Origin of the sequence: Nocardia sp. NPDC004654, from assembly GCF_040609595.1 — a bacterium.
Lineage (GTDB): Bacteria > Actinomycetota > Actinomycetes > Mycobacteriales > Mycobacteriaceae > Nocardia.
Map to the genome: position 1 here is coordinate 461,150 of NZ_JBEXKI010000002.1, position 19,381 is coordinate 480,530.

Consider the following 19,381-nt stretch of genomic DNA (forward strand, 5'->3'; position numbering starts at 1 on the left):
GCAACGCGGTCACGAACCTTCACGACTCGCGGGGGACACCGGTGATGGGTTTCCGGCGAGGGGGAGTTCGATATTGCGCATCGTGACCAACGATGTCGCACACCACGTTTCCTCGCCCTGGTCGACGCCGAAGACATCAGCGGCTGCGACGGTGATCGCCTTACCGGGCTTCACGACCCGCCCGCGCGCCACCAGCTTTTCACCTCGCGCGGGCGCGAGAAGTTTGACCGTGTAGTCGACCGTCATATTCACCCACCCGGCAGGCAGCAACGTGCCCGCCGCCGATCCACCGGCGAAGTCCGCGAGCGAACCGATCACGCCACCCTGGAAGTTGCCGTTGTGCTCGGTCAACTCGACGCGATACGGCTGAACGATCTCCACCTCGCCCCGGGCCACTCGACCGAACGAGAAACCCAGATGCCGCGCCGCGGGCATGCTGAGCACCACGGCCTGCACTATCTGCGCGAACTCCGGATTTTCCGTTTGTCGTTCACTCATCGCATTCCTCCTGTGCGTGCCGCCGACGCTCCACCCGCCGGTCCTGTGGGGGCAGCTACTCCGCGCGCTCCGGTCGCTCCCAGAATCGTGACATGAACTTGACGTCGCTCTCAAGTGTTGCGCACTCGGGAGTGGACCGAGATACACGATTTGGCAATGGTTCTCGAGTTCGTCCTATCGCGGGGTGGAAAGCCCCCTTACGCATCGATATTGGGCTCATCGGGCCCGCTTGGAACCCGTCCGACCTGCATGGCCGGGGATGTGCCGACGGCACGCGAAAGCTGATCGCCGCAGCGGGAACGCAATATTGCGTTTTCTGTTGTGTTCTTGCATCTGTAAGAGCATGATCCAGCTAGCCTGGGTACGAACAACCGATCCGATGAGCGGGAATTACCGAATCGAGAGCCAATGATGTTGGTATATAGAGCTTTGGTGTCGGGTGAGTCAGGGGTGTGGCGATGAGCGAACGCAGTGAGCGAATCATGTGCCAGCGCGCATCGCGCAGGCCGGAGCCGAGCGTCAGCGAGGCGAAGGCATGAGCGCGCCGACGGTGGGGGTGCTGCCGACGGCTCCGCAGATTTTGTGTGCGTTTCAGGGACGGCGCTTCCAAGACCGCGAGCTGTTGCGGTCCGCGCACGCGCTCGCCGAGCTGCACGCTCGGCGCGCCGAGGTGCGCGACGCCCATCTGGTCGCCGAAATAGATTGTCGGCGTGGGGAACTCGTCGACGATATCAACGACTGGGTCGCCCAGGAGATGCCGCAGCATCGCAACGGCGCCTCACTGCACACCGAGAGTCTCGGCGCCGTGGTCGACCGTATGGCGCGCAGCTGGGTGAACGCGAACCAGGCCATCGACGTCGACGGGCCGCGCAGTGACAACACCCATAAACACTGGTACCACTTGGCCGAACTCGTCGACGGCTACACTGATTTGGTAACCGACGTGGCCGGAGGCCGGCGTCGACTGCCCGAGCAGTAGCTGCTCACGACGGCCGACGGGCTACCGCGCCACCGCCACGACGGCGACGTCCCGGGTGGAATGTCATCCGACCAGTGCGTCCGCCCGGAAGCGTCGCCGCCCGTAGTGACGGCGGGCGCAACGGGGCGCCCCGCCCGGCGTGCCGCGTGGTCGACTGGCGCGGCACGCCCGCTGGATGTGGTTGCCGCACATCGACGGTAGCCGACTGGTGGCAATCGAAAGCAAGCCACACTTCGACTACGGTCGATTGCCGTCCGCGCCTACCGCGGGCACCCGTCCGGCTCGGCGTTCGCGACGCCGACGGCGGTAGCGGCGAATCCGGCTCGCCAGCAACATGATCAAAACGAGGCCGGTCAGCAGGAGCAATCCCGCCACGAGCGCCGCGGCGACCGGGTGGAAGATCGCGAGCGTGATGACGCCCGCGACGGCGAGATCCTCCACGGCGCTGGTCACGATATTGCTGGCCGGTTCCGGCGAGGTGTTGATCGCCATCCGCAGCCCGGCCTTGACGAGGTGGCTGACCAGCGCGGTGGTGCCACCCACCGCCGCCGCGGCCAGTTGCGACAGCGAATCGTCGGAGCCCGCGATGAGCGCAGCGACCACGGCTCCAGCGGCCGGGCGCACCACGGTGTGCAACGTGTCCCAGAACGTGTCGAGGTACGGGACCTTGTCGGCCACCGCCTCGATGAGGAACAGCACCCCGGCCGCGATCAGCACGTCGGTGCGTTGCAGGCCCTCCGGCACCTCGTCGGAAAGCCCGGTGACGCCGAACAACCCGAACAACAGCACCACGGCGTAGGCGTTGATACCGCTGGCCCAACCCGCGGTGAAGATCAAGGGGAGCAGGGACACACCTCGATCCTAGTGCCGCGCCCGGAACGCTCGGCGCGGCAAACCGGCCGAAGGCCCCCTTCACCCCGCCCGGCGCCGCCCGCCTTCGCGGTGCCCCGCACTCACCGCAGGGCCGCGCGTCCTCTCACCCTGCCGAGCAGTATCAGCGCCACCAGCGTGACCACCACCAACACCGTCGTCCCCGCCGCCGCGTCGAACACATCCCCCCGATCGGTCTGCCCGAAGATGGTGACCGGCAGGGTGCGCCAAGTAGCGGGATAGACCATGATGGTCGCGCCCAATTCGCCCATCGACAGCGCGATCGCCAGGCCCGCCGCCGCGCCGAGGGCGGGCAGCAGTAACGGAAGAGTCACCTGGCAGAGCACCCGAACCGGCCCGGCCCCAAGGGATTCGGCGGCCTGCTGATAGTCCGGGTCGAGCCGGTCGAGCGCGGCCGACACCGCGCTGAACGCGTAGGCCAGCACCAGCACCGCGTGCGCCACGATGACGATCCACTTGGAACCGCCCAGCAGCAGCGGCCGCTCGTTGAACGCGATCAGCATGCCGAGGCCGATGGCGACCGAAGGCACCGCGACCGGCAGGTGGAACACGGCGTCGGTCAGCCTGCGGCACCACGTCGGCGCCTCCCGCGCGGCGAGTGCGGCCCAAGTGCCGACGACCAGGGCGAAGGCGCCCGCCAGCAGCGCGGTCTGCAAACTCACCGACAGGCTCGCCGCCTCCTCGCCCGACAGTGCCTGCCGGAAATTGGCGAGCCCGAGATCCGAAGGAAGCGGGCCGGTCCAGCTCCCGGCCAGCGACGCCGCGACGACGGTCGCGATGGGGGCGACGAACACGATCGCGACGACCAGACCGAACACCGTCAGCAGCACCGCCCGGCCGGTTCGGGTCCACACCAGCATGATCACTGTCCTTTCCACGCCGTGAGGCGCGCGAAGACGAATCGATAGGCGGCGTACAGCGTCAGCGAAAGCGCCACCTGCACCGAAGCGAGCACCGCCGCGCCCGGCAGGTCGAAGGTCACGATGCCGCGGGTGTAGATCAGCGCGGGCAGCGTCAGCACGCCCTTGGCGCCGGTGAACAGCACGATGCCGAACTCGTTGAGCGTCAACAGGAGAACGAGGCTGCCGCCCGCGGCCATGGCGGGCCAGGCCTCCGGGAGGACGACCTGGCGCAGCACCCGCCACGGTGAAGCGCCGAGACTGGCCGCCACGTCGAGCTGTTCGCGCGGCAGCCGGGCGAACGCGGCGAGCAGCGGACGCACCACGAACGGCGTGAAGAAGGTGATCTCGGCGGCGATCACGCCGAGCGGGGTGTTGAGGAAATTCAGCAGGGGAGCGTCGCGTCCGGTGATTTCGGCGATGAGCGTGTTGAGCGCGCCCGCGGTGCCGTAGAGGAAGGTGAACGCCAGCGTCACCAGGAACGAGGGCAGGGTGAGCACCGTGTCGATCAGCCTGCCGACCACCGCCGAACCCGGGAACGGCACGAACGCCAGCACGATGGCGAGGAACGCGCCGAGCACCACGCACCCCGCAGTCGAGGCGAACGCGATGGAAACGGTGCGCCACAGCGCGTTTCGGAACGATTCCGAACCCAGCACCGAGGACCACACCTCGGTCCCGCGCCCGTCCGAGGTGACCGTCGACTCGGTGAGCACCCGCAGGATCGGATATCCGGCGACCAAGAGAACCAGGACCACCGGCGGTAGCGTCCACAGCAGCGCGCGCCACGTCCGCCGCGTGGCGTCCGGTGCAGGCTCGACCCTGTCCACCGGATGTTCGAGCAGTACCGCGCTCATGCCGGACCCTCCTGCGCACGGCCGTTCGGCCAACTGGACGGCACCGCGAGCCCGAGCGGGCTCCCGCTGCCGCCTCGCGAGGACGCCGCGCCGCGGTGGAGGACTCGCGGCCAGCCGATCGCAACACCTGCGCAGGTAGCGGCGGGCCTCCTCGTGCCTTCGCCCGCCAGCCCGCTCATGACCGCGCTCCTGACTCATCCGAAGTACTTGGCGCAGTGGTAAGCCCGGCACCGACCGGTCGCGGGATGAGCACACCCGCCGGATCAGGGAACCGGATGCCGACCGCGGAGCCGGGAGCCGTCGCAGAGCGGCCCGGTACGTCGACCGCGATCGGATCCGGCATTCCGTCCACACCGACCTCCAGCCGCGTAGCCGGCCCGCGCCACACGCTCGATACCACGACACCGCGCAACGCGTTCCGGTCGGACAACCCGCCGATAGTCACGGTGTGCGGCCGAATGCACAGCAGCGCAGCCGAATCCGGTTCCAACGCCAGCCTGGCGACGCCGGGCTCGGGCGCATGGGCGCGTAGCGTGTGCGACCCGGCGGTCACCAGCGCGGTGCCGCCGGAAACCCGATTCACCACGCACGGCACCAGATTCGCACCACCGAGGAACGCGGCGGTGAAATCGCTGGGCGGCCGTTGCCAGAGATTCTCGGCGGTGTCCACGTCGACGAGGCGGGCGTCGCGCATGACCGCGATCCGGTCGGCCAGTGCCAGCGCCTCGGCCTGATCGTGCGTCACGTACAGCATCGCGGTGTCCGGCAACGCTTTCCGCAACTGTCGCAACTCACCCAGCATGGTCTGGCGCAGCTGGGCGTCGAGCGCCGCGAGCGGCTCGTCGAGCAGCAGCACTTTGGGCCGGATGGCGAGCGCCCTGGCGATGGCCACGCGCTGCTGCTGCCCGCCGGACAGCTCGCGCGGCAGCCGCTTGCCGTACTCGGCCATGCCGACCATGGTCAGCGCCTCGGTCACCCGATCCGCGATCGTATTGCTCGGCACGCGATGCGCTTTCAGCCCGAAGGCCACGTTGCCGTGCACGGTCATGTGCGGGAACAGCGCGTAGGACTGCACCACCACGCCGATACCGCGCTTGGCCGGTGACAGATTCGTGACGTCGCGCCCGGCCAGCCGGACCGCCCCAGAGGTCGGCCGGACGAACCCCGCCAGCGCCTTCAGCGCGGTCGACTTGCCGGAGCCGCTTGGCCCGAGCAAGGCGACGGTCTCGCCAGCGGCGACGCGCAACGTGAAATCGGCCAGGGCGACGGTGGACTTGCGTCTGGTTCCGTACCGGACGCCGACCCGGTCGAACACAATGGCGGGTTCGCTGTCGGCGTAGTGGAGTGCAGCCGTTGTGGCGGTGGACGTTCCGGTGAGCGTGTCGCCGCGGGTCATGTCAGCCTCCGATGGCTTTCTCGTAGGCGGCTACGTCGTCGTTCAGATCGGCGAGGACCTTCGTCCAGTCGGGGTGCACGATCTGGACGCCCTGCAACAGCGCGGCCGGGCTCGGGCCGGGGCCGGTGGCGGCGGCGTCGGCCAGATCGGTGCGGGCCGAGACGGCGAACGCGTCCGGGCCGAGCGTCCGCTGCACCTCCTTGCTGAGCAGGTAGTCCATCAGCTTCTTGGCGGCCTCCGCGTGCGGGGCGCCCTTGGCCAGTCCCATGAAGTAGGGCAGCGCGACGGTGTGCTTGGCGCCGTCGGCCGAGGCCGGGAAGAAGATGCCGAACTTCGAGCCCTTCGAGGCGATCGACTCCATGTTCATCTGGATGTCGCCGTTGGCGATCAGCAACTCGCCTTTGTCGACCTTCGGTTGCAGCTTGCCGGTGGACGCCGACGGCCCGACATTGTTGACCTGCAACCGCTTCAAGTACTCCAGCGCGCCGTCCTTGCCACGCAGCTGTTGCAGCAGGATCAGGACGGCGGTGCCGTCACCGGCCTGGCCCGGCGTCGAATACTGGAGTTTGCTTTGGTATTCCGGCTTCAGCAGGTCGTCCCAAGTGAGCTTCGAGGTGTCGACGGAGTGGTTGGCGATGAAGTCGAGGTAGTTGCCCGCCAGGCTGACGAACCTGCCGTTCGGGTCCTTCTCGGTCGCGGGGTATGCCGAGGTGTCGACGCCGAGTGGCTGCAAAAGGCCTGCGGCGTCCGCTTTCTGAATGAACGGCGGCAGGGTGACCACCACGTCGGCCTGCGGGTTGGACTGCTCCTTGTCGAGGCGGTTGACCACCTCGCCGGAGCCCGCCGCGACGACGTTCACCGCGATACCGGTCTCGGACCGGAACTTCTCGAAATGGGTCCGGTACCAAGCGTCGAGGCCGTCGGCGGAGTAGACGGTGACCGTCTGCCCGTCGGAGCCGCCGGAGCCCGTGCCGCCGCAAGCCGCGGTCAGGGCGACGGCGGTGGCGGTGACGACCAGCAGGGCGGTCCTGGACCGGATGCGAGACAGGCGCGTGGGGGAAATACGCACGGTGGGAGCAACTTTCGCTTGGTGGTGTCGATGGTCGAAGGGACGAGGGCTCAGGCGCGCTCGGCGCGGATCAGTTCGGCGAATTCGACGACGGAGGGCAGCACGTGGGTGGCGCCCGCGGCACGCAGCCGTCGCTCGTCGTGCGCGCCGGTCAGCGCGCCCGCGACGATGCGCGCGCCCGCCGCCCGGCCGGTGGCGATGTCGCTGGTGGTGTCGCCGAGCACCGCGACACGGTCGACAGCGTCGACGCGCAGGCGCAGCAGCGCGGTGAGCACCATGTCGGGGTAGGGGCGGCCGCGACCGGCGTCGGAGGGCGCCAACGTGAGATCGGCGATGTCCCGCCAGCGGAGCGCGTCGAGCAGCCGATCCTGGGTGCTCCGGCTGAAACCGGTGGTCAGCGCGACCCGCGCACCGGCGTCACGCAGCGCCGAGATCGCCTCGGCCGCACCGGGAATGGGCGCGATGTCGGCCTCGTCGATCAGGGCGTCGTAGGCGTCCTCGAAGACGCGGTTGGCGGCCTGCGCGCGTTCCTCGTCGCCGAGCAGCGCTCGGAACACGGCGATCTTGGACTGCCCCATGGTGTCCAGCACATACTGGCGCGCCTGTTCTCGCCGCAGCCCGTCGGTTTCCATGCCCGCGGCCGTCGCCGCCGCTTCGAAGGCGCGCAGCACCAAGCCGCCGTCGGCGACGGTGGTTCCCGCCATGTCCAGCACGGCGAGCTGAATCGTGTTGTCCGGCATCGTGTCTCCTTCAGAGGCCGAGCAGGTCGGCGGTTTCCTCGCCGAGGGCGGGGCCGAGGGTCATGCCGCGGCCGCCGGAGCCGGTGATCACCCAGACGTGCTCGTCGGCCTTGGCCCGGGTGACGATCGCGGCGGCATCGACGCTCTGGCTGTACACCCCGGCCCACCGGCGCACGATCGGCGGAAGCTTGCGGCCGAGCAGTTCTTCGGTGACGGAGGTGAGGTGCTCGTAGGGCGCCTCGTCCACGTCGAAGGCGAACGGCTCGGTGTATTCGTGGGTGTCGCCGATGGTGAGTCCGCCGTGCAGGCGCTGCACGCACAGCAACTGCATCCGGTGCTCGGCCGCGGTGGCGGTCTGGGACTGCTCGCGTTCGAGCGCGTCCACCTCCGGCCCCGCGAAGCCGGGGTAGTAGCGGAAGCTGTCGCCGTCGGCGATGGCGGTGGTCAGCGGCTCGCCGAGCGGCGCGGTCTGCATCATCTGGAGCCGGACCCGGCGCACCGGGATCGTGCCGACGAGTTCCCGAGTCAGCCCGGAGTGCGCGGCGCCGGGGCAGACCAGCACCAGGTCGGCCGGGAAGGCCCGGCCCTGATCGTCGAGAACCGTTGCGCCGGAACCGGTGTCGGTGACGGATCGCGCTTCGGCACCGGCGTGGAACGAATAGCGTTCGGAGGCCGCGAGATAGGCGCGCAGCGCGGGCAGTGCCTGCCGCGACTCGACGGCGGCGTCGGTCGAGCAGTGCAGTCCGGCCAGATACTTGCCGCGCAGCGCGGGGTTGATCGCACGCACCCGCTCCGGCTCGAGCAGTTCGAATCCGCGTGCCTCGGCGCTGTCGCCAGCGGCCGCCGCGCTCGCCACCGCCAGTTCTTCGGGGGTGCGCACCAGCGTGATGGACCCGGTCGGTCGGAAACCGACGCCGGGAACCCTGCCGCCGATCTCCTCCCAGAGCTCGCGCGAACGCAAGGTCAGGTCGAGCTCCGTCGCCGACCGCCCGGACACCCACACCAGCCCGAAGTTGCGCACCGTCGCGCCGCGCGCCTCGGGCTCGCGCTCCAGCTGCACGACCTCGTGTCCGCGGCGGACCGCGGCAAGGGCGTGGGCGGTGCCGAGGATTCCACCTCCGATGATGACCACTCGCATGGACCCATGGTGAGCAATGGTCTAGACCGATGGGTATTGCCCGAACGAACGCCGGGTTAACAATTGGTATAGACCAATTGCGGGTAGGCTGTCGGCCATGGAAGCAACGGAGGTGACGCGCGGTCGGCGCGGCGAGACATCCGGCGGGAGCACCGAATTGGTCCTGCCGGAGCGCTTGCCGAAGTCGTATCGAGTGCGCACCGAGCTGGAGGGGATGATCGACGAGCTGGCCGAGGGCGATCCAGTCCCCTCGGAGCGCGAACTCGCCGTGCGATTCGAGGTGGCGCGAGAGACCGTTCGGCAGGCGCTGCGAGATCTGTTGGTGGAAGGGCGGATTCGGCGGCAGGGGCGCGGAACGGTGGTCTCCCGGCCGAAGATGGTGCAGCCGTTGTCGCTGCGCTCCTACACCGAGGGCGCGCTGAGTCTGGGCCGGGTGCCGGGGCGCATCCTGGTCACGTGGGAGGACGTCCCCGCCGACGCCGACACCGCGCGCGATCTCGGCGTGACTCCGGGCACGTCGGTCATGCATCTGGAGCGAGTGCTGCTCGCCGACGGTGAGCGCATCGGACTGGAGAGCACCTTCCTGCCGCTGTCGCGTTTCGCCGGACTCCGCGACAGCTACGACCCCACCGCCTCCCTCTATGCGGCCGTGCGCGCCTCGGGGGTGGAATTCGGCGCCGCCACCGAGCGCATCGAGACGGTGCTCGCGTCCCCGCGCGAGGCCGCCCTGCTCGAATGCACGACGGCGCTGCCGCTGCTGCTACTGCACCGGCGCAGCGTCGACAACGAGGGCGCGCCCATCGAGCGGGTGCGCGCCCTGTATCGCGGCGATCGGATCGCGTTCGAAGCGCGACTGTCGAAGTAGCCGGTCACCGGACCTGCGGTGCGACCTTCTCGCCGAGCAGTTCGATGTTGCGGAGGACCTTCTCGTGCGGCAGCGTGCCGACGCTGGTGTGCAGCATGAACCGGTCCAGGCCGAGGGTGTCGCGCACATCGGCGATCTTCTCGGCGACGTAGTCCGGCGTTCCGACGAACAGCGAGCCGCTCTGCGAACGCAGCGCGTCGAACTGCGCGCGCGTCATCGGACCCCAGCCGCGCTCGCGGCCGATGGTGCTCATGGCCAGCGCGTACGGCTGATAGAAGTCGGCGACGGCCGCTTCGTCGGTGTCGGCGATGTAGCCGTGCGCGTGCACCGCCACCGGCTGCCGCTCGTGACCACCCTCGGTCAGGGCCCGGTGATACAGATCGACCAGCGGCTGGAAGCGCGCGGGCTGGCCGCCGATGATCGCGATGGCCAGCGGCAGGCCGAGCAGCCCGGCGCGGATCACCGATTCCGGGCTGCCGCCGACCGCGATCCACACCGGAAGCGGCCGGTCCTCGGTGCGCGGATAGACGACCGCGTCGCGCAGCGGGGCGCGGAACTTCCCGGACCAGGTGACGGGCGCGTCCTCGCGCAGGCGCAGCAACAGCGCCAGTTTCTCCTCGAACAGTTCGTCGTAGTCGGCCAGGTCGTAGCCGAACAGCGGGAACGACTCGGTGAACGAGCCGCGCCCCGCCATCAGCTCGGCGCGTCCTCCCGACAGGCCGTCCAGCGTCGCGAAGTCCTGGTAGACCCGGACCGGGTCGTCGGAGCTGAGCACGGTGACCGCGCTGGTCAGCTGGATGCGCTCGGTGCGCGCCGCGATCGCCGCCAACACGACAGCGGGCGACGACGCGGCGAAGTCCTTGCGGTGATGCTCGCCGACGCCGTATACATCCAGCCCGGCGTGCTCGGTCGTCACCGCCTCTTCGACCACCTCGCGCAGCCGCTGCGCCGCGCTCGGCGCGGGCCGGTCGCCCGCCGGGTACAGCTCGGCGAACGTCGTCAGTCCCAGTTCCACAGCTCTAGTCCTCTTCCTGAGTAGTTGTCCAGAATAAACGGACTGCGGTCCGGTCCTATTCCGGCTCGACGCGGGCGGACGGGTACCGTCGGCCGGGTGCGGATACTCTTGTCCCATGTCCGTGCGTACCCGTAAGCCCCTCGTTCCCGGCACGCTCTCGCCCACCCGGGAGGTGCCGCGCTCCATCGAGCGACCGGAGTACGCGTGGAAGAAGACCGTCAACGAGGGGCGCGAGCCCTGGGTGCAGACGCCGGAGACCATCGAGAAGATGCGCGTCGCGGGCAAGATCGCGGCGCAGGCGCTCGAGGAGGCGGGCAAGGCGGTGGCGCCCGGCGTCACCACCGACGAACTGGACCGCGTCGCCCACGAATTCCTCTGCGACCACGGCGCGTACCCGTCGACGCTGGGCTACAAGGGCTTTCCGAAGTCCTGCTGCACCTCGCTGAACGAGGTGATCTGCCACGGCATTCCGGACTCCACCGTGATCGAGGACGGTGACATCGTCAACATCGACGTCACCGCCTACATCGACGGCGTGCACGGCGACACCAACAAGACCTTCCTCGCCGGTGACGTCGACGAGGAGGTCCGGCTGCTGGTGGAACGGACCGAGGAGGCCACCATGCGGGCCATCAAGGCGGTCCGTCCCGGCCGGGCGCTCAACGTGATCGGGCGCGTCATCGAGTCCTACGCCAACCGTTTCGGCTACGGCGTGGTGCGCGACTTCACCGGCCACGGCGTCGGCCCCACCTTCCACAGCGGCCTGGTGATCCTGCACTACGACCAGCCCGCCGTGGAGTCGGTCATCGAGCCCGGCATGACCTTCACCATCGAGCCGATGATCAACCTCGGCGGCATCGACTACGAGATCTGGGACGACGGCTGGACCGTGGTCACCAAGGACCGCAAGTGGACCGCGCAGTTCGAGCACACCCTGGTCGTCACCGACACCGGCGCGGAAATCCTCACCCTGCCGTGAGCGCCCGCCGCGGCCCCGCTCTCCACGGGCGGGAGCGGGCCCGATGAAGGGCGCGCTGCTCGTCGCGGGCACCACCTCCGACGCCGGGAAAAGCGTTGTGGTGGCGGGGATCTGCCGCATGCTGGCCAGGAAGGGCGTGCGGGTGGCGCCGTTCAAGGCGCAGAACATGTCCAACAACTCGGTCGTCACGCTGGACGGCGGCGAGATCGGACGCGCGCAGGCGTTGCAGGCGCAGGCCTGCGGTCTGGAGCCCAGCGTGCGGTTCAACCCGGTGCTGTTGAAACCGGGCAGCGACCGTCGCTCGCAGCTCGTGGTGCGCGGCAAGGCAGTCGGCACCGTGGGCGCGGCCGACTATTTCCGGCACCGGCAGGAGTTGCGCGCGGTCGTCGCGGCCGAACTCGACGCGCTGCGAGCCGAATTCGACGTGGTGATCTGCGAGGGCGCCGGATCGCCCGCCGAGATCAACTTGCGCGCTACCGATCTGGCGAACATGGGGCTGGCCGAGGCCGCGGGGCTGCCGGTGCTCGTCGTCGGCGACATCGATCGAGGCGGAGTGCTCGCGCATCTGTTCGGCACGCTGGCGGTGCTGGAACCCGACGACCAGCGGCTCATCGCGGGCTTTGTGATCAACAAGTTTCGCGGTGACGTCGAGTTGCTACGGCCGGGCCTCGACCGGCTCACCGAGCTGACCGGGCGACCCACTCTCGGTGTCGTCCCGTTCGCCGAAGAACTGTGGATCGACGCCGAGGACTCGCTCGGCACCATCGCCGACGCACCGGTCGGTCGTCCGGCCACACCCGCGGGCACGGAATGGCTGACGGTCGCCGCCATCCGGCTGCCCCGCATCTCGAACTCCACCGACGTCGAGGCGCTGGCCTGCGAACCCGGCGTCGCGGTGCGCTGGGTGCGCGATCCCTCCCGGCTGGCCGACGCCGACCTGGTGGTGCTGCCCGGCAGCAAGTCGACGGTGTCGGATCTGGACTGGTTGCGCCGCAGCGGAATCGGTGCCGCCCTCGCTGAGCGCGCCGCGGCCGGACGGCCCATCCTCGGCATCTGCGGCGGTTATCAGATGCTCGGCCGCCGCATCGTCGACGACGTGGAATCGGCGGCGGGCACGGTCGACGGACTGGGCCTGCTCGACCTGGACGTCGAGTTCGCCGAACCGAAGGTGTTGCGTCGCAGCGAAGGTCACGGTGCGGCGGACCCCCTCAGGTCTCTCGGGACCGAAGGTATTCCGTTGCACGGCTACGAGATTCACCACGGTCGGGTGACGCGCAGCGGCGATCCCGCGTGGCTCGTGGCGGCGGGGGAGCCGGAGGGCAGTGTTCGCGGCGCGATCTGGGGAACGCACCTGCACGGACTGATGGAATCCGACGACTTCCGCCGCGCGTGGTTGCGCGAAGTCGCCCGCCGGGCGGGCCGCGCGGGTTTCGTTGCCGCCGAAGCGACTTCGGTCGCCGCCGTGCGGACCGCCCAACTGGATCTGCTCGCGGATCTGATGGAGAACCACCTCGACACGAACCTGCTCGAGAGGCTGATCGCCGAGGGCGCGCCCGGCGCGATGCCCACGCTCACCTCGAGTCTCGACGCGCCCGACGTAGCGGATCGGCGCTAGGACGAGGCCTGCCACCCGGCCCACGGTCCCGGCCGAGTGGTGGGCGCGACGACTGGGCGCGGCGTTGCCGCCAACGTCCCCGACCGCTAGCGGTGCGGCTGGGTGACCTCGTTCGGCAGGGGGTCGCTCATGGCGACACCCGAACCGGTCCACGTGTAGGTGATCGTGACCGGACCGCCCTGCGGCGCGGCGAACGGCTCGTCGGCCACCAGCCACTTGTACTGGACGCTGACCGAGTTGCCGTTCGAGCCCGCCACGTGCGTGAACGCGTAGGCTTCGGAAGTCGCTGTGCCCAGGTACTTTCCGTCGTGGAAGAACATCACGTGGATCGGCGCGCCCGCCGAATTTCCGCCCACGGCTCGCACCCACAGCAACTGCCCGCAGCTACCCGGCTGGTCGGTCGAGGCCTGCGTGGCATGCCAGCCTTCGCCCAGTCCGGCCAGCGCGGTGCGCACACCCGCCGAGGCGGGGTCGACGCAGCGCCCGGGGCCGCTGATGTCGTCGGTCGGCGCGGGCGTGGTGACGACAGGGGTGGACGGGTCGGGCTGCTGCGGCGCTTGTGTCGCGGCGGGCGGTGGGCTCGTCCCTGGCTCGGGTGTGGCTGCTCCGCCGGGCGCCTGCGGACTGGGCGCCGCGGGCGCGGTCGTTCCGCCGGGCGTGGACGCGGCCCCCACCGTCGTCCGCTGTGTACTCGGCGTGGATTGCCCCGAGTCGTCGCTGCTACAGCCTGCTGCCAGTGCGGCCGCGGTGGCTATCAGCGCGGCTATGCGAACCATGTGGTTCATCGTCCCCTCGATTCTGTCGCGACCGTGCCATCGCACGCTCTCTTGTTCCATCGCGGGGCGCTATCGGCACGTTAGACAGAGGAAATCGGGGCATCGTTAGGCTGGCAGGGTGAATACGCCCGCTGGTTTGTTGGTGACGGTCGCCGCGGATCTGGATTCGGTGACGACGACCGGCCCGGAAGACGATCCGGCCGATGCCGGGGTGAGCCGCGCCGCGATCGACGCCGTGTGGGAGTCGGTGCGCGCCTGGTACCGGCTGGGAACCACACCCGCGATTCAGGTGTGCCTGCGGCGCGACGGGAAGATCCTGCTGAACCGGGCGATCGGGCACGGGTGGGGCAACGGGCCGGGGGACGGTCCGGAGGTGGCGCGGGTGCTCGCGACGCCGGATCTGCCGTTCTGCGGATTCTCCACCGCCAAGGGCGTCTCGGCGGCGCTGATGGCGATGCTGGTCGAGCAGGGCGCGTTCGCGCTGAACGACCCGGTGTGCGAATACATTCCGGAGTTCGCCGCCAACGGCAAAGAGCGCATCACGATCGGCGACGTGCTGTCGCATTCGGCGGGCGTGCCGTTCGTGACCGCGCCGTATCGGGGCTACCAGCTGGTGGTCGACGAGGAGCTGGCGGTGCGGGCGCTCGCCGATCTCCGGCCCAGCTGGCCGCCCGGTCGTTTTCGCGTGTACCACGCGCTGACCAGCGGTTTGATCCAGCGGCTTCTGGTGCAGCGGGCCACGGGGAGGAGGATGCGGGATCACCTGCACGAGCAGGTGCTCGCGCCGCTCGGCTTCCGCTGGACCAACTTCGGGGTGCGGCCCGAGGAAGTCGACCAGGTGGTGCCGAGCGTGCCGGTCGGTCCCGGTCCGTCGCGGGTGTGGAAGTTCTTGGCGCGCAAGGCACTCGGCGGCGGCATGGGTGGCGGGATGAACGACGAGGGAACCCGCGCGTTCCTCACCGCGGAACTGCCGTCCGGCAACCTGGTCACCACCGCCTACGAACTGTCCCGCTTCTACGAAATCCTCGCGCGCGGAGGGGAACTGGACGGCGTCCGGATCATGCGACCGGAGACGCTGCACGCGGCGGTGCGCCCGGCGAGCCGGATACCCGGGGCGGCGGGCCGGGTCAGCGCGGCGGGTTACGAACTCGGCGGCAGCCGTTCGAAGTTCGGCCGCCACACCGAAACCCATTTCGGCCGTAGTGGACTCACCACCCAGTACGGCTGGGCCGACCCCGCCCGCGGGCTCTCCGGCGCCATCCTCACGAGTGGCAAGGCGACGGGCGACACCAACCGCCCCTGGCAACTGGTCGCCCAGATCTCGGCGGCGATCCCGCGCCACGAACCCTGAACCGTCCTGGCCAGGGCTGAGCAAGAACCGCCCCGGCTACGTCACGATGGTCGCGCTGACCGAGATCCATCGGGCGCTGCGTCGCCGGTACGGGCTGGACGCCGAGACCGTCACCGAGATCATGCTCGGCCTGCTCGCTTCCGCCGAGATCGTGGTCGAGCGGGCCGACACCGTGCGGCAGGCCCTGCGGCGCTGCGCCGACGGAGCCGACTTCGAAGACGCGCTCGTCGAGCAGCTGGGCCGCGAGGCGGGGTGCGATCTCACCGTGACGCTGAACCCGACGGCAGCGACCACCACCGGGATGCGATTGCTGGTGTGAGCCGGTCGTCCGGACACGCCGTCGGAGCGGGTAGCGGCGGTGTAGCGTACTCGGACATGGAGTCTCGGCGGATCACGGTCGGTGACCGGTCCTGGACCGTGCGGGTCGACGGCCCGGAATCACGGCACACGGTATTGCTCTTGCCCGATGCGGGCGATCCGGTGGACGTGTACGACCAGGTCGCCGCGCGGCTGCACACTTCCGATCTGCGCACCCTGGTGGTCGAGTCCGTCGAGGGCCTCGATCCCGCGGCGGTGCACGCCATCCTCGACCAGCTGAACGTTCCCTACGCGCACGTCGCCGGGCGCGGCGAGGGTGCGACGGTGGCCTGGCAGACCTGTTCCGGCCCGTTCGGACGTTTCATCAGCCTGGTGGTGGCCGACCGCGGCCACCCGGCGGCCGCCGGAGCCGACGGTGTGGTCGTCGACCCCGGCTGCCGTCCGCTCGAGCTTCCGGTCACCGTGCTGGTCACCAAGCGGTTGCCGCGCACGGTCGCCGACGCCTCGGGACGCTTCGTCTACGGCGAGTTCCGCGTGGTGCAGGTCGACGTCGACAACGTGGCCACCGAGGCCGACCACGAACTGGCCACCGAGATCGTGCTACGCACCAGCCTCTGGTGACTCGGCCTTGCGCCGGTACACCGCCAGCCAGTCCAGCCAGTTGTCCATCTCCTCGAACGCCTTGGCGCGCGGCTCGGCCGCGGAGAGGAACACGTCGTGGCGGGCGTTCTCGATCGGCACGATGTTGGTGCGATCGCCGAGGCAGCCGGACCAGCGCTGAATCTGCTTCACGTCCAGCACGGTGTCGGCCACGTCGGCGGCCGGGCCGTACTTGCGCATGAACTTGGTCAACCTGGACCGCAGGATCAGCGCGGGCACCCCGATGTCGAGGCCCTGGTGCAGCCGGAAGTGGCCGCGGCGGATCGCGCGTAGCCAGCCGAAGCGCACCGGCGCACCGGCCAGCGGCTTCCAGTCCAGGTTGTAGTCCCACTCGCCCGAGGCGCTCTTGTGCAGGCTGTCGCCGTAGGTGCTGATCGCGGAGCCCGGCATCTCCAGCATCGAACGGAACCGGCCGAGCGCGCCGATGATCGGCGTGCCGATGGTCCGGTAGTACGACGGGCCCTGCAGGTCGAACCAGGGGCTGTTCAGCACCAGCCCGACGATGCCCGAGGCGGCGACGCCCGCGGTCCGGTTGAGCCGGTCCAGCCACAGCGGCATGATCAGACCGCCGGTGGAATGCGCGACCAGCAGCACCTGCTCGCCTGCCTCCTCCTTGACGATGCGCAGCGCCTCGTTCAGCTCCTCGTCGTAGAAGGCGAGATCGGTGACGTAGTGCGGGCTCTGCCCGTCGCGCAGCGAGCGGCCGCACTTGCGCAGGTCGAGTGCGTAGAAGCGGTGACCGCGCGCGGCGAAATGCTCGGCGAGGTGCTGCTGGAAGAAGTAGTCGGTGAAGCCGTGCACGTAGATCACGGCGCACTCGGTGGCCGCCGCGCCGGAGTCGGGGAGATAGCGCACGAGGGTCGCCGAGATGTCGCCTTCACCGTCCGGATCCGGGCCCAGCGGGATGGACCGCTGCTCGTACCCCGCTCCCAAGACATCCGGCCGCCACTTGCTCCCCGTCTGCTCCGTGATCTCGGACACGTCTAGCGAGGTTTCGTTCGTCACGAGACCCAATGTAGGCGAGGTCCGGCCCGGAATGAAGATCGCGCACGACCTGGAAGGAGGGAGGAATCTACGTCACATTCGCCGGGTTCGTTGCCGGAATGCGATCCCTCGAGGTGCACAATTGGCGATAGGTGAACGGCGGGTAACCTTATCGACCGCCGAGTCACGCCAGGCTCGCAACAATTGCAATGCGCCCCGTCGCAACAACCACATAGCGCCCGTGCCCAGGCAAACCACCGTGCCGGTGGCCGCGCCAGAAGTGACAAGGAAGTCGATCTACCCGTGCCGAACGCTGCCATGACTGAAAAGACCGATGTAGTACTCATCGGTGCCGGGATCATGAGTGCCACTCTCGGCGCGCTGCTTCGTCAGCTGCAGCCGGAGTGGTCGATTTCGTTGTTCGAGCGGTTGGACGCCGCGGCGGCGGAGAGCAGCGATCCGTGGAACAACGCGGGCACCGGACACTCGGCCCTGTGCGAGCTGAACTACAGCCCGCAGAACGCCGACGGCTCGGTCGACGTGACCAAGGCCATCGACATCAACGAGCGCTTCCAGGTCTCGCGCCAGTTCTGGGCCTACGCGGTGGAGAACGGGGTGCTCGGCGACCCGTCCCGCTTCATCAACCCGATCCCGCACGTCAGCTTCGTGCACGGCGCCGACGACGTGCAGTACCTGCGCAAGCGCTACGAGGCGCTGGCTCCGCACCCGCTGTTCGAGGGCATGGAGTACATCGACAGCCCCGACGAGTTCGCCCGCAGGCTGCCGCTGATGGCCAAGGGCCGCGACTTCTCCGATCCGGTCGCGCTGAACTGGACCGACGGCGGCACCGACATCGACTTCGGTTCGCTCACCAAGGAGCTGCTCGCCCACCTCGGCGCCACCGGCGCGAACCTGGCCTTCGGCCACGAGGTGCTCGGCCTCGACAAGCAGTCCGACGGCAGCTGGAAGGTCCGGGTCCGCAACGTGCGCACCCGCCGGACCCGCACCATCGAGGCCAAATTCGTCTTCGTCGGCGCGGGCGGCGGCGCGCTGCCGCTGCTGCAGAAGTCCGGGATCAAGGAGATCAAGGGCTTCGCGGGCTTCCCGGTCAGCGGCCAGTTCCTGCGCTGCACCAACCCGGCCCTGATCGACAAGCACGAGGCCAAGGTGTACGGCAAGGCCGCCGTCGGCGCCCCGCCGATGTCCGTGCCGCACCTGGACACTCGCGTCATCAACGGCAAGCCGGGGCTGCTGTTCGGCCCGTACGCGGGCTGGACCCCGAAGTTCCTCAAGGACGGCAGCAACACCGACCTGTTCAAGTCCATCCGCGCCGGTAACCTCGCGCCCATGCTCGGCGTCGGTCTCACCGAGATGTCGCTGGTCAAGTACCTGGTCTCCGAGCTGCTCAAGTCGCAGTCCGGCAAGGTCTACACCATGGAGGAGTTCATCCCGCGGGCCGAGGGCCGCGACTGGGAACTCATCACCGCGGGTCAGCGCGTGCAGATCATCCGCCGCAAGGGCGTCGGCGGCGTGCTGGAGCTCGGCACCGCCGTCATCGCCGCCAAGGACGGCTCCATCGCGGGTCTGCTCGGCGCCTCGCCGGGCGCGTCCACCTGCGTCACCGCCATGCTCGACGTCCTGCAGCGCTGCTTCCCGCGCGAGTACGCCGACTGGACCCCGCGCCTACGGGAGATGATCCCGTCGCTCGGCGTGAAGCTCTCCGAGGACAAGGCCCTGTTCCACGAGGTGTGGGACTGGACCAACAAGGCGCTCAACCTCACCAACGCGAACACGCCCAAGCACGCAGGGGTCGCGCTGACGCCGTAGGTGTGATAGCAAGGCGCGATGATGTCAACGGTTGCTCTCAAACGGTCATGGGCGCAGGATCTCGATACGGCGACCCTGTATCAGCTGTTGAAACTTCGCGTCGAAGTCTTTGTGGTCGAACAGAAGTGCGCCTACCCGGAGTTGGACGGACTCGATCTGCTTCCGGAAACGCGGCACTTCTGGCTCGACGACGAAGGTGAGGTCATCTGCACCCTGCGCCTGCTGGAGGAGCACGAGAACGGCGTCAAGTCGTTCCGCATCGGCCGCCTCTGTACCGCCGTCCCGGCCCGTGGCCACGGCTACACCACCCGCCTGCTGCAGGCAGCGCTCGCCGAGGTCGGCTCGGCCACCGTGCGGCTGAACGCGCAGACCTACCTCGTCGACATGTACGCCAAGCACGGCTTCCAGCCGGACGGCGAGGAGTTCGAGGACGACGGGATCATGCACATGCCGATGCGGCGCGGGTAGCTGTGTCTTTGGCGCGCTGGCGCGCGCGAACGGGCTCGTAAGACTCGCCTCGGAGG

At 69.2% G+C, this 19,381-nt stretch carries 20 protein-coding genes; 9 read left to right on the plus strand and 11 right to left on the minus strand.

The genetic code is table 11. The features are described 5' to 3' along the window. Window positions 1–9: 9 nt before the first annotated feature. Window positions 10–498: a PaaI family thioesterase gene (locus tag ABZV58_RS07895; RefSeq protein WP_354999405.1), complete on the minus strand. Its 489-nt coding sequence runs from the start codon at window positions 496–498 to the stop codon at window positions 10–12. Between the two features lie 619 nt (window positions 499–1,117). Between ABZV58_RS07895 and ABZV58_RS07900 the strand changes: the two genes are divergently transcribed. Then, the gene (locus ABZV58_RS07900) at window positions 1,118–1,477 is read left to right on the plus strand and encodes a DUF4254 domain-containing protein (RefSeq protein WP_354999847.1); all 360 of its coding nucleotides are present in this window, start codon (window positions 1,118–1,120) and stop codon (window positions 1,475–1,477) included. Window positions 1,478–1,714: 237 nt separating this feature from the next. Here ABZV58_RS07900 and ABZV58_RS07905 read toward each other — a convergent pair whose 3' ends face one another. From ABZV58_RS07905 to ABZV58_RS07935, 7 genes are all read right to left on the minus strand, one after another. Further along, window positions 1,715–2,329: a DUF4126 domain-containing protein gene (locus tag ABZV58_RS07905; protein ID WP_354999406.1), complete on the minus strand. Its 615-nt coding sequence runs from the start codon at window positions 2,327–2,329 to the stop codon at window positions 1,715–1,717. A 101-nt stretch (window positions 2,330–2,430) separates the two neighbouring features. Then, entirely contained in the window at window positions 2,431–3,228 is a 798-nt protein-coding gene (locus ABZV58_RS07910; RefSeq protein ID WP_354999407.1) for an ABC transporter permease subunit, read from the minus strand. A 2-nt stretch (window positions 3,229–3,230) separates the two neighbouring features. Continuing rightward, window positions 3,231–4,124, minus strand: a complete 894-nt coding sequence (locus tag ABZV58_RS07915; protein ID WP_354999408.1) for a 2-aminoethylphosphonate ABC transporter permease subunit — start codon at window positions 4,122–4,124, stop codon at window positions 3,231–3,233. A gap of 175 nt (window positions 4,125–4,299) precedes the next feature. Then, window positions 4,300–5,520, minus strand: a complete 1,221-nt coding sequence (locus tag ABZV58_RS07920) for an ABC transporter ATP-binding protein (RefSeq protein WP_354999409.1) — start codon at window positions 5,518–5,520, stop codon at window positions 4,300–4,302. Between the two features lies 1 nt (window position 5,521). Continuing rightward, entirely contained in the window at window positions 5,522–6,583 is a 1,062-nt protein-coding gene (locus ABZV58_RS07925) for a 2-aminoethylphosphonate ABC transporter substrate-binding protein (protein ID WP_354999848.1), read from the minus strand. A 56-nt stretch (window positions 6,584–6,639) separates the two neighbouring features. Then, on the minus strand, window positions 6,640–7,329 hold the full coding sequence (locus ABZV58_RS07930) for a phosphonatase-like hydrolase (RefSeq protein ID WP_354999410.1): 690 nt from the start codon (window positions 7,327–7,329) through the stop codon (window positions 6,640–6,642). Between the two features lie 10 nt (window positions 7,330–7,339). Continuing rightward, window positions 7,340–8,467 carry a TIGR03364 family FAD-dependent oxidoreductase gene (locus ABZV58_RS07935; RefSeq protein WP_354999411.1) on the minus strand — a complete coding sequence of 376 codons (1,128 nt, stop codon included), beginning with the start codon at window positions 8,465–8,467 and terminating at the stop codon, window positions 7,340–7,342. A 97-nt stretch (window positions 8,468–8,564) separates the two neighbouring features. Between ABZV58_RS07935 and ABZV58_RS07940 the strand changes: the two genes are divergently transcribed. Next, entirely contained in the window at window positions 8,565–9,332 is a 768-nt protein-coding gene (locus ABZV58_RS07940; protein ID WP_354999412.1) for a GntR family transcriptional regulator, read from the plus strand. A 4-nt stretch (window positions 9,333–9,336) separates the two neighbouring features. Here the strand turns inward: ABZV58_RS07940 and ABZV58_RS07945 are convergent, their stop codons facing one another. Beyond that, complete coding sequence (locus ABZV58_RS07945) at window positions 9,337–10,347, minus strand: LLM class flavin-dependent oxidoreductase (protein WP_354999413.1); 1,011 nt, start codon at window positions 10,345–10,347, stop codon at window positions 9,337–9,339. A 115-nt stretch (window positions 10,348–10,462) separates the two neighbouring features. Between ABZV58_RS07945 and map the strand changes: the two genes are divergently transcribed. Together map and ABZV58_RS07955 are read left to right on the plus strand one after the other, a co-directional pair. After that, window positions 10,463–11,326: a type I methionyl aminopeptidase gene (map, locus tag ABZV58_RS07950; RefSeq protein ID WP_354999414.1), complete on the plus strand. Its 864-nt coding sequence runs from the start codon at window positions 10,463–10,465 to the stop codon at window positions 11,324–11,326. Window positions 11,327–11,369: 43 nt separating this feature from the next. Then, on the plus strand, window positions 11,370–12,941 hold the full coding sequence (locus ABZV58_RS07955) for a cobyric acid synthase (protein WP_354999415.1): 1,572 nt from the start codon (window positions 11,370–11,372) through the stop codon (window positions 12,939–12,941). 86 nt (window positions 12,942–13,027) lie between these two features. Here ABZV58_RS07955 and ABZV58_RS07960 read toward each other — a convergent pair whose 3' ends face one another. Beyond that, window positions 13,028–13,717 carry an LppP/LprE family lipoprotein gene (locus ABZV58_RS07960; RefSeq protein WP_354999416.1) on the minus strand — a complete coding sequence of 230 codons (690 nt, stop codon included), beginning with the start codon at window positions 13,715–13,717 and terminating at the stop codon, window positions 13,028–13,030. Between the two features lie 118 nt (window positions 13,718–13,835). Between ABZV58_RS07960 and ABZV58_RS07965 the strand changes: the two genes are divergently transcribed. From ABZV58_RS07965 to ABZV58_RS07975, 3 genes are read left to right on the plus strand one after another with little or no spacing between them, the layout of a single operon-like run. Beyond that, entirely contained in the window at window positions 13,836–15,068 is a 1,233-nt protein-coding gene (locus tag ABZV58_RS07965) for a serine hydrolase (protein ID WP_354999417.1), read from the plus strand. 46 nt (window positions 15,069–15,114) lie between these two features. After that, window positions 15,115–15,387: a hypothetical protein gene (locus ABZV58_RS07970; protein WP_354999418.1), complete on the plus strand. Its 273-nt coding sequence runs from the start codon at window positions 15,115–15,117 to the stop codon at window positions 15,385–15,387. Between the two features lie 56 nt (window positions 15,388–15,443). Further along, entirely contained in the window at window positions 15,444–16,007 is a 564-nt protein-coding gene (locus tag ABZV58_RS07975) for an alpha/beta hydrolase (RefSeq protein WP_354999419.1), read from the plus strand. Here ABZV58_RS07975 and ABZV58_RS07980 read toward each other — a convergent pair. Beyond that, window positions 15,987–17,051 carry an alpha/beta hydrolase gene (locus ABZV58_RS07980; RefSeq protein ID WP_354999420.1) on the minus strand — a complete coding sequence of 355 codons (1,065 nt, stop codon included), beginning with the start codon at window positions 17,049–17,051 and terminating at the stop codon, window positions 15,987–15,989. The two genes, ABZV58_RS07975 and ABZV58_RS07980, sit on opposite strands and share 21 nt — an antisense overlap. Window positions 17,052–17,348: 297 nt before the next feature. Between ABZV58_RS07980 and mqo the strand changes: the two genes are divergently transcribed. Together mqo and ABZV58_RS07990 are read left to right on the plus strand one after the other, a co-directional pair. Next, the gene (mqo, locus tag ABZV58_RS07985; protein ID WP_354999421.1) at window positions 17,349–18,857 is read left to right on the plus strand and encodes a malate dehydrogenase (quinone); all 1,509 of its coding nucleotides are present in this window, start codon (window positions 17,349–17,351) and stop codon (window positions 18,855–18,857) included. A gap of 18 nt (window positions 18,858–18,875) precedes the next feature. Further along, on the plus strand, window positions 18,876–19,325 hold the full coding sequence (locus ABZV58_RS07990) for a GNAT family N-acetyltransferase (protein WP_141809591.1): 450 nt from the start codon (window positions 18,876–18,878) through the stop codon (window positions 19,323–19,325). Window positions 19,326–19,381: the final 56 nt, after the last annotated feature.

Coding starts and splice junctions, on each gene's coding strand:
- ABZV58_RS07895 (WP_354999405.1), bottom strand. CDS start 498: ATGAGTGAACGACAAACGGAAAATCCGGAGTTCGCGCAGATAGTGCAG.
- ABZV58_RS07910 (WP_354999407.1), bottom strand. CDS start 3,228: ATGCTGGTGTGGACCCGAACCGGCCGGGCGGTGCTGCTGACGGTGTTC.
- ABZV58_RS07915 (WP_354999408.1), bottom strand. CDS start 4,124: ATGAGCGCGGTACTGCTCGAACATCCGGTGGACAGGGTCGAGCCTGCA.
- ABZV58_RS07920 (WP_354999409.1), bottom strand. CDS start 5,520: ATGACCCGCGGCGACACGCTCACCGGAACGTCCACCGCCACAACGGCT.
- ABZV58_RS07930 (WP_354999410.1), bottom strand. CDS start 7,329: ATGCCGGACAACACGATTCAGCTCGCCGTGCTGGACATGGCGGGAACC.
- ABZV58_RS07935 (WP_354999411.1), bottom strand. CDS start 8,467: ATGCGAGTGGTCATCATCGGAGGTGGAATCCTCGGCACCGCCCACGCC.
- ABZV58_RS07940 (WP_354999412.1), top strand. CDS start 8,565: ATGGAAGCAACGGAGGTGACGCGCGGTCGGCGCGGCGAGACATCCGGC.
- map (WP_354999414.1), top strand. CDS start 10,463: ATGTCCGTGCGTACCCGTAAGCCCCTCGTTCCCGGCACGCTCTCGCCC.
- ABZV58_RS07955 (WP_354999415.1), top strand. CDS start 11,370: ATGAAGGGCGCGCTGCTCGTCGCGGGCACCACCTCCGACGCCGGGAAA.
- ABZV58_RS07960 (WP_354999416.1), bottom strand. CDS start 13,717: ATGGTTCGCATAGCCGCGCTGATAGCCACCGCGGCCGCACTGGCAGCA.
- ABZV58_RS07970 (WP_354999418.1), top strand. CDS start 15,115: ATGGTCGCGCTGACCGAGATCCATCGGGCGCTGCGTCGCCGGTACGGG.
- ABZV58_RS07975 (WP_354999419.1), top strand. CDS start 15,444: ATGGAGTCTCGGCGGATCACGGTCGGTGACCGGTCCTGGACCGTGCGG.
- mqo (WP_354999421.1), top strand. CDS start 17,349: ATGACTGAAAAGACCGATGTAGTACTCATCGGTGCCGGGATCATGAGT.
- ABZV58_RS07990 (WP_141809591.1), top strand. CDS start 18,876: ATGATGTCAACGGTTGCTCTCAAACGGTCATGGGCGCAGGATCTCGAT.